Origin of the sequence: Christensenella sp. (assembly GCF_034927525.1) — a bacterium.
Classification (GTDB): Bacteria; Bacillota; Clostridia; order Christensenellales; family Christensenellaceae; genus Christensenella.
The window spans coordinates 1-7,306 of record NZ_JAYFPU010000120.1; the positions used below are offsets into that span (position 1 = coordinate 1).

General features: G+C 48.5%; 9 protein-coding genes. 8 read left to right on the plus strand and 1 reads right to left on the minus strand.

What is annotated here, in order from left to right:
• The 5 genes from VB081_RS14995 to VB081_RS04915 all read left to right on the plus strand — a co-directional run.
• Positions 1 to 138, plus strand: a 138-nt coding sequence (locus VB081_RS14995; RefSeq protein WP_323399732.1) for a PTS glucitol/sorbitol transporter subunit IIC, incomplete at its 5' end; no start/stop codon positions are given.
• Positions 131 to 1,108, plus strand: coding sequence for a PTS glucitol/sorbitol transporter subunit IIB (srlE, locus tag VB081_RS04900; protein WP_331675974.1), 978 nt, complete (start codon positions 131 to 133; stop codon positions 1,106 to 1,108). The genes VB081_RS14995 and srlE, both read left to right, overlap by 8 nt.
• A gap of 21 nt (positions 1,109 to 1,129) precedes the next feature.
• Positions 1,130 to 1,492: a PTS glucitol/sorbitol transporter subunit IIA gene (locus VB081_RS04905; RefSeq protein WP_323399729.1), complete on the plus strand. Its 363-nt coding sequence runs from the start codon at positions 1,130 to 1,132 to the stop codon at positions 1,490 to 1,492.
• A gap of 40 nt (positions 1,493 to 1,532) precedes the next feature.
• Complete coding sequence (locus VB081_RS04910; RefSeq protein WP_323399730.1) at positions 1,533 to 2,834, plus strand: NAD(P)H-dependent oxidoreductase; 1,302 nt, start codon at positions 1,533 to 1,535, stop codon at positions 2,832 to 2,834.
• Positions 2,835 to 2,960: 126 nt separating this feature from the next.
• A complete protein-coding gene (locus VB081_RS04915; protein ID WP_323399731.1) occupies positions 2,961 to 3,236 on the plus strand; it encodes an HPr family phosphocarrier protein in 276 nt (91 codons plus the stop codon).
• A 387-nt stretch (positions 3,237 to 3,623) separates the two neighbouring features.
• On the opposite strand, the gene VB081_RS04920 is transcribed toward VB081_RS04915, so the two are convergent.
• Positions 3,624 to 4,106: a hypothetical protein gene (locus tag VB081_RS04920; RefSeq protein ID WP_090244032.1), complete on the minus strand. Its 483-nt coding sequence runs from the start codon at positions 4,104 to 4,106 to the stop codon at positions 3,624 to 3,626.
• A gap of 647 nt (positions 4,107 to 4,753) precedes the next feature.
• Between VB081_RS04920 and ispF the strand changes: the two genes are divergently transcribed.
• Genes ispF through alr form a run of 3 tightly spaced genes read left to right on the plus strand, consistent with a single transcriptional unit; the run spans position 4,754 to position 7,145 of the window.
• On the plus strand, positions 4,754 to 5,236 hold the full coding sequence (gene ispF / locus VB081_RS04925; protein ID WP_090244047.1) for a 2-C-methyl-D-erythritol 2,4-cyclodiphosphate synthase: 483 nt from the start codon (positions 4,754 to 4,756) through the stop codon (positions 5,234 to 5,236).
• Complete coding sequence (locus tag VB081_RS04930; RefSeq protein WP_276983378.1) at positions 5,233 to 5,925, plus strand: 5'-methylthioadenosine/adenosylhomocysteine nucleosidase; 693 nt, start codon at positions 5,233 to 5,235, stop codon at positions 5,923 to 5,925. The genes ispF and VB081_RS04930 overlap by 4 nt, the downstream gene beginning before the upstream one ends.
• Positions 5,926 to 5,936: 11 nt before the next feature.
• Positions 5,937 to 7,145 carry an alanine racemase gene (gene alr / locus VB081_RS04935; RefSeq protein WP_276983376.1) on the plus strand — a complete coding sequence of 403 codons (1,209 nt, stop codon included), beginning with the start codon at positions 5,937 to 5,939 and terminating at the stop codon, positions 7,143 to 7,145.
• Positions 7,146 to 7,306 lie beyond the last annotated feature (161 nt).

Sequence of the window (7,306 nt, forward strand, 5' to 3'; positions counted from 1 at the left end):
ACCACTTTGGGTAAGGACCTAGGACCCTTAGCTATTCGGTACTTTATTGTCGGGCTCATCGTCATCCTCATCCGTGGGGTGGTGTGCGAACGTCTGACCATCCGGTTTATGAAGAAAGGGGCGAATGCAAATGTATAAGGCAGTAAAAATCACTAAAGGACCCAATGGCTGGGGGGGACCACTGGTTATTCAGCCTACGGAAAAAAGAAATAAAATTGTATCGGTGACGGGTGGCGGCATCGATCCTTTAGCACAGCGGATTGCGGAGCTGACCGGTGCAGAGGCTGTGGATGGTTTCTCCAAAGGTGTGGCGGACGATGAATTTGCCTGTGTGATCATCGATTGTGGCGGAACAGCCCGGTGTGGGGTATACCCCAAGAAACGGGTGCCCACCATTAACTTAACGGCGGTGGGTCAGAGTGGTCCCTTGGCCAAGTATATCATGGAAGACATTTACGTTTCCGATGTTAAGCCTGGGGGTGTCCAGTTGGCAGATGCCGGAGATACCCCGGTGGACACAGCGGCAGCAGAAGCGACGAAAGAAAAGAAGGATGGTGCATCAAAGGCCAATGATGGGAAGAAGGAAAGCTTCCTGGTTCGGTTAGGAAAGGGCGTTGGTGGTGTTGTTGCAAAATTCTTCCAGGCCGGTCGGGATACCATTGATATGGTCATCCGAAATATCCTGCCCTTCATGGCTTTTGTGGCCATGCTCATCGGGATTATCCAGGGGTCTGGTCTGGGGGATTGGATTGCCAATACCATTTCGCCCTTAGCAAATACCCTGCCGGGTTTGCTGGTGGTTTCCATTATCTGTGCCATCCCCATTATTTCGCCCATCATCGGACCTGGGGCAGTCATTGCCCAGGTGGTCGGGGTGCTCATTGGGGAACAAATTGGCCGCGGTGCCATTAATCCTTCCCTGGCCTTGCCGGCACTCTTCGCCATCGATGCCCAGGTTGGGTGTGACTTTATCCCCGTTGGTTTATCCCTGGGTGAAGCGGAACCTGAAACCATTGATGCTGGCGTGCCCGCCGTGCTCTTTGAGCGTTTGGCCACTGGCCCCATCGCGGTGCTGATTGCCTTCGCCTTCAGTATCGGGCTGTATTAAAAAGTAGAAGGAGCATTAAAGATGTTCAAAACCGATGTTGTGGATATCGGGCCACTGGTTCAGGATTTAGCAGAGGAAGGTGGGTTTATCATTGTCTTTAATGATAACGCACCGGCGGCTTTGGCAGAAATGGCCGTATTGCACACCAAGTGTGAATTGGAGCGGGATGTCGCCCCGGGAGACCAGGTCATTTTGGGGAACAGCGCCTACAGGGTAACTGCCGTAGGGGCGGAGGCCAACCATACCCTGGCCAGTATGGGGCATTGCACCCTGAAGTTTTCAGGATATGCTGACGTTGAGCTGCCAGGCCAGATGGAACTGGACGGCGGTGGTATCGTTCCTGAGATACAGGTGGGAGATTCCTTTGAGATTCATTTTCAATAAGCCATCAATAAATATTATATGATAGAAAGAGGTATGACACATGATTAACATGAGCGTGAAGTTGGAGCAACTGGAAGCAGAGGGAAAATCCATAAAGGCCAGCATTGTCGGTGCTGGACAGATGGGATGCGGAATGGCCGCACAGATGACGACCATGAAGGGGATGGATCCCGTGGTTGTTGTGGATGTGGTACTGGATAATGCCAAGCGGGCCTATCTGGATTCTGGCTATACCGAAGGGGTGGATTTTGTTGAAGCCCAAACCGTTGAAGAAGCCAACAAGCTCTTGGCGGAGGGTAAATTCATCGTCACCAGTAATAATGAAATCGCCACAAAGTGTGATATCATCGATTGTGCGGTGGATGCCACCGGTGTGCCGGAAGTGGGGGCGAAGGTTGCCATGGATGCCATTAACGCCGGCAAACATATCTGTATGCTCAATGTTGAAACCGATGTGTGTATCGGACATCTCCTCTGGAAATTGGCCAATAACGCCGGCGTAGTGTACACGGGATCTGCCGGGGATGAACCCGGTGCCGTCATTGAAATGTACGATTATGCCAAGGGCTTAGGCTTTGATGTCAAGGTTGTTGGGAAAGGGAAAAACAATGCCCTGGCCCTGGAATGTAACCCCGATACTGTGGCGGAAATCGCAAAGGAAAAGGGCGCCTCTCCCAAGATGATCTGTGCCTTTAAGGATGGAACCAAGACCATGGTGGAAATGACTGCTATGGCCAATGCCACGGGTTTTGTACCTGATGTCACCGGTGCCCATGGTCCGGAAAGTGATGTCAAAGGATTAAATGATGTCCTGAGCCTGAAGAGCGAAGGTCGGGGCGGGGTTCTGGATAACTATGGCGTTATTGAATACGTCAATGGCGTAGCCCCGGGGGTGTTCGTCATCATCGGCACCGATCAGCCGGATATCGCTGCAGAATTAACCTACCTCAGCATGGGACCTGGTCCCAATTACACCCTGTATCGCCCCTATCACTTAACTTCCCTGGAAACCCCCATGTCCGTGGCCAAGGCTTGCATCGACCACGAACCCACCATCGTTCCCCGGGCTGGCCGTGTGGCAGAAACCATTGCTGTGGCTAAAAAGGATATGAAGGCCGGAGATATGTTAGACGGCATCGGTGGCTACACCATCCGCGGAACCTTCATGGCCGCGGCGGAAGCGGATACACAGAATGCCCTGCCCATGGGCCTGGTGGATAAGAAAACCCAGCTCACCGTGGATAAAAAGGCAGGCGACGTGATCACCTATGATGATGTTATCCTGAATAATGATAACCTCATTGTCCAGCTGCGTAAGCTCCAGGACGAATTGTTCCTATAGGAACTACAAATTAATTTGCTGATCTCGCAAGATTCAGATATGGCTACCCTCCCCTAGGGTGGCCGAAGCAAAGGCGCGGCGGTTCCCCTACTGCCGTGCCTTGTTGTTTAATCAGGAGGAAAAAATATGTATGCAAAAGAAGTGAAAGTCGTTAATCCCACGGGACTTCATGCCCGTCCCGCAGCAGAATTTACCAAGGTCGCTGGCCAGTACCAGGCGGATTTGAAAATCACCCGGATGACGGAGCCCTCCAAGGAAGGGAATGCAAAATCCGTTATTAATGTTATGAGCATGACCCTCACCATGGGGACGAGGATTAAAATTACCGGGAATGGACCCGATGAAGTAGAAGCCGTGGATGCCCTGGTGGCTTTGGTGGAAGGCGGATTTGGAGAAATATAGGAAGGGACGGTTTCGCCGCTGTCGGTGATGCTTTTTTCAGACAGGCTGCTTTTAAAACATTGATTGTCACAGCTCCAAACTGCAGGACGGGTAAAAGAACACAGACAAAGAATAGAACTCTTTTGCCTGTGTTCTTAGTGGAGAAAAGATAATTCTTTACTTTTTTCTCTGTAGTACGAGTATAACAATGAATGTGAAAATAGTGGACAGGGTAAGCTGTGGAAAAATGACCGATCGTAGTGGACTGAAAAAAGCACTAAAATTGGATATAGGCCATCGAATATCATGAGATATTAATTTCGCAAGAATAATGGCCATTAGCTGGATAATTACAACTATTGTAAACAGTATGAATGACCTGAGGAATCCTTTCTTCATGATGTACACTTATTTGAAATTATTAGTTGCATAGGTATTTCGATAGACTAAATGAGCATGGTTTGCATCTGAATAAAGATAGACTCCAGCCCTTAATTTATTTTGATAACGAGCAACAGTAACAGAGCCGTAGCCGGTGTTGCCGAAAACGGAGTAGTATTGGTCTGTAGAATCATTTGCAAAAGTAGTAATAAAGGCGCCGAGACCACCGCCAAGCATTGCACCAGGGGTCCCTCCAAGTGAACCAATGCCAGTCGACGCTGCTGTGATTAAGGCAGATTGCAATGCTTTCTCCATCGTTGCCCTTGAGCTGGCATCAAAAGAAAAGCTGAAGCTTCGACGATCCCATAAGTTCAACTCTCTAGACTGGATTTCGCTTTCGATTAATTCTTGATCGTTGACAAGGGTGGATTCTTCATTTGCAAAAACGGGACATACAGATAGTAGCGCAATTAAGAAAACGATCAATAGACTGATTGTTGTTTTTTTCATAATAACCCTCTCGTTTCATAATGTACTATGTGGCAGTAAATAAATTTTCAAAACGCAATTAATCTTGATTTTGGCACAATGGACTCATCCCTTTCAAAACAAAAATTGTATTGAGCTGTAGATATTATGCAATAAAAAAATCCCGTTATCCGGGATAGCATAGAAACATGATATCCCTGAATTAATCAATTCAGATTATCGGACACATCCTATAAAGGCATCCCGATTCAATCATGTTGTGGATTCTCACCACATTATCCTTTTCATTATTCTTTTAATAAAATTATATCAAATATATTCAAAAAAGTAAATGGAAAATACAAACCTGAATAATATGTGACAGTACTCAGATGTGGTGAGCCATAGAACCCCTACCCCTCTGTGAAAAAAAGTGCTATAATAATTCCTATAAGCCGCTGAACAAAAAGCAATTGAGAAGTATTTTTACAAAATAAAAAATAAAGAAGAAATAACTTCAAAATATTGGGGGAAAATCAGTAATATTTTGCTGTAATGGGTTACCATTTTCGATTTTGTTCAAGAATGGCTATACTTTAAAGGATGATTGTGGTTAAATTAACAATAGGATGAAACTAATGCTTCGTGATTAGTGATTCCCAAGAAACGGAGGATGGGTTATGAATCCCATGCGAATTGGAATTGGCTACGATGTCCACCAGCTGGTGGAAGGACGGAAGCTGATTCTCGGCGGAGTAGAAATCGAGCATTCGATGGGCCTTTTGGGCCATTCCGATGCGGATGTTCTCACCCATGCCATTATGGACGCGGTACTCGGCGCTCTTGGCCAGGGAGATATCGGCAAACATTTTCCAGATACTGACAAAGCGTATAAGGATGCGGATAGTATCAAGCTTCTAGAGGATGTGGCAGCCATGATGGCTGGTGCCGGTTATGGCATCGGCAATGTGGATGCGGTCATCATCGCTCAAAAACCTAAATGTGCACCCTATATACCGGGGATGAAAAAGCGGGTAGCCGCGGCCCTGGGTACAACGGTGGACCAGGTGAACATCAAGGCAACCACGGAAGAAAAGCTTGGCTTTACCGGACGTGAGGAAGGCATTGCATCAGAAGCCGTGGTACTACTCGTCAGGGAGAATGAAAAATGATTGGAATAATAGCAGCACTGAAGGAAGAAGTCGAGGGTATTGTATTAAGCATGACGGAGTCCACCACCTTTACCAAGGCTGGGATGACCTTTGTTTCTGGAAAAATAAATCGTAAAGAGGTAACCGCGGTACAATGTGGTGTGGGAAAGGTGAACGCTGCGCTGTGCACCCAGATCCTCATTGATTGCTATGGGGTGGATTGCCTCATCAATCTGGGGGTTGCCGGGGCCTTAGCCAGTGGCCTGGATGTGGGGGATATTGTCCTTTCTAAGGATGCCATGCAATACGACATGGATGCCACCCCAGCCGGCTTTGCCCTGGGAGAAATCCCTGAAATGGGGATGCGCCTCTTTGAAGCAGACCCGGATTTATTGTCTAAAGCTAAAGCGGCTGCAGCAGGGCTGGGGATTCCAGCTTTGGCTGGCCGGGTACTGACTGCAGACCGGGTGGTGGCCTCAGGGGAGCTTAAAGCGGCCCTGGCCACAGAACTTTCCGGGGCCTGTGTGGAGATGGAGGGGGCCGCCGTGGCCCAGACAGCCTGGGTGAATGGGATTCCCTTTATGATTATTCGCAGTATTTCCGATCATGCAGACGAGGCCCTTGAGGCGACCTATGATGCCCATTTTGAAGAATCGGTGGCCAATGCCAGCCGGTTGGTGCTGGCCTTAGTCAGTGCAACGGCAAGCTGAGGAGGAAAAGTATGGGAATTTATGATAACTTAGGCGAGGTTTTGGAACTGCCACCCCATCGTCCAACCTGGGCAGAGATTAATCTGGAAAACTTGATTTATAATCTGAATGGCATTAAGAAGCTGGTGGGCCCCGGGGCAACCATTATCGGTGTGGTGAAAGCCGATGCCTATGGTCATGGCATTGAGGTGGTGGAAACCCTTCAGGATGAGGGGATTGATGCCTTTGCAGTAGCCTTTTTGGATGAAGCCATTGCCCTGCGTCAAAAGGGTATTGATCGGAGCAGTATCATGCTTTTGGGCTTTACAGCGGAGGATACCATACCGGATTTGGTAGAGTGGGATATCGAGCCAACGGTGTACCAATATGAGTTTGCCAAAGCACTGTCCGATTACTGTGTGTCCGAAGGCTGTGTCTGCCCGGTTCATGTGAAGGTGGACACGGGAATGGGCCGAATTGGCTGGCAATGGCATGAGGCGGTGGAGGCCATCGCTCAGATTGCTGAGCTGCCGGGAATTACCGTTAAAGGGATGTTTACCCATTTTGCCACGGCAGATTGTGCCGATAAAACCTTTACCCATCTCCAGCTGTCCCGTTATGCCGAGGTGGTGAAGGGTTTAAAGGAACGGGGAATTACCATTCCCTTAAAAGATGTGGAAAACAGTGCCGCCATCATGGATTTTGAGAAGACCATTTTTAATGGCGTTCGGCCTGGGATCATTCTCTATGGCCTTTATCCCTCGGATGAGGTCAAGAAAGAGCGCCTGCCCCTAAAGCCTGTGATGACTTTTAAAACCCGGATTGTCCATATCAAAACCATTCACGCCGGAGATTCCCTGGGCTATGGGCGACAGTACATTGCCACAGAGGATCGGGTGATTGCCACCCTTCCTGTGGGTTATGCCGATGGGTATACCCGGATGTTGTCGGGCAAGGGGGCAGAAGTCTGGATTAAAGGTAAACGGGCTCCGGTAGTGGGCAATATCTGTATGGATCAATGCACTGTGGACATTACTGACCTTAAGGATGTGGCCCTTTTTGATGAGGTTGAGCTTTTTGGGGAGAACATCGCTGTGGATGAGCTGGCGAAAAAGCTGGGGACCATCAATTACGAGCTGGTCTGTATGGTGAACAAACGGGTTCCCCGGGTGTACACCTTTATGGGGGATGCCCATCTCGAGGCGGAAATTTTAAATTCTGGTTATTTTGGGCTAAATTAGCCCGGTAAATAGATGTCCTGGCCCAATGATGGTATTGGGCTTGAGATAGAAATCTTTTCGAAGGAGAACTTTATGGGAAAATTAGAAGCAACAGCCAAGGATATCCGCAAAGATATTGTTAAAATGATTGGCAAGGCCGCCTCCGGTCATCCGGGTGGATC

Bases quoted from the DNA above. Each gene is read 5' to 3' on its own strand.
- srlE (WP_331675974.1), top strand. From the start codon at position 131: ATGTATAAGGCAGTAAAAATCACTAAAGGACCCAATGGCTGGGGGGGA.
- VB081_RS04905 (WP_323399729.1), top strand. From the start codon at position 1,130: ATGTTCAAAACCGATGTTGTGGATATCGGGCCACTGGTTCAGGATTTA.
- VB081_RS04910 (WP_323399730.1), top strand. From the start codon at position 1,533: ATGATTAACATGAGCGTGAAGTTGGAGCAACTGGAAGCAGAGGGAAAA.
- VB081_RS04915 (WP_323399731.1), top strand. From the start codon at position 2,961: ATGTATGCAAAAGAAGTGAAAGTCGTTAATCCCACGGGACTTCATGCC.
- VB081_RS04920 (WP_090244032.1), bottom strand. From the start codon at position 4,106: ATGAAAAAAACAACAATCAGTCTATTGATCGTTTTCTTAATTGCGCTA.
- ispF (WP_090244047.1), top strand. From the start codon at position 4,754: ATGCGAATTGGAATTGGCTACGATGTCCACCAGCTGGTGGAAGGACGG.
- VB081_RS04930 (WP_276983378.1), top strand. From the start codon at position 5,233: ATGATTGGAATAATAGCAGCACTGAAGGAAGAAGTCGAGGGTATTGTA.
- alr (WP_276983376.1), top strand. From the start codon at position 5,937: ATGGGAATTTATGATAACTTAGGCGAGGTTTTGGAACTGCCACCCCAT.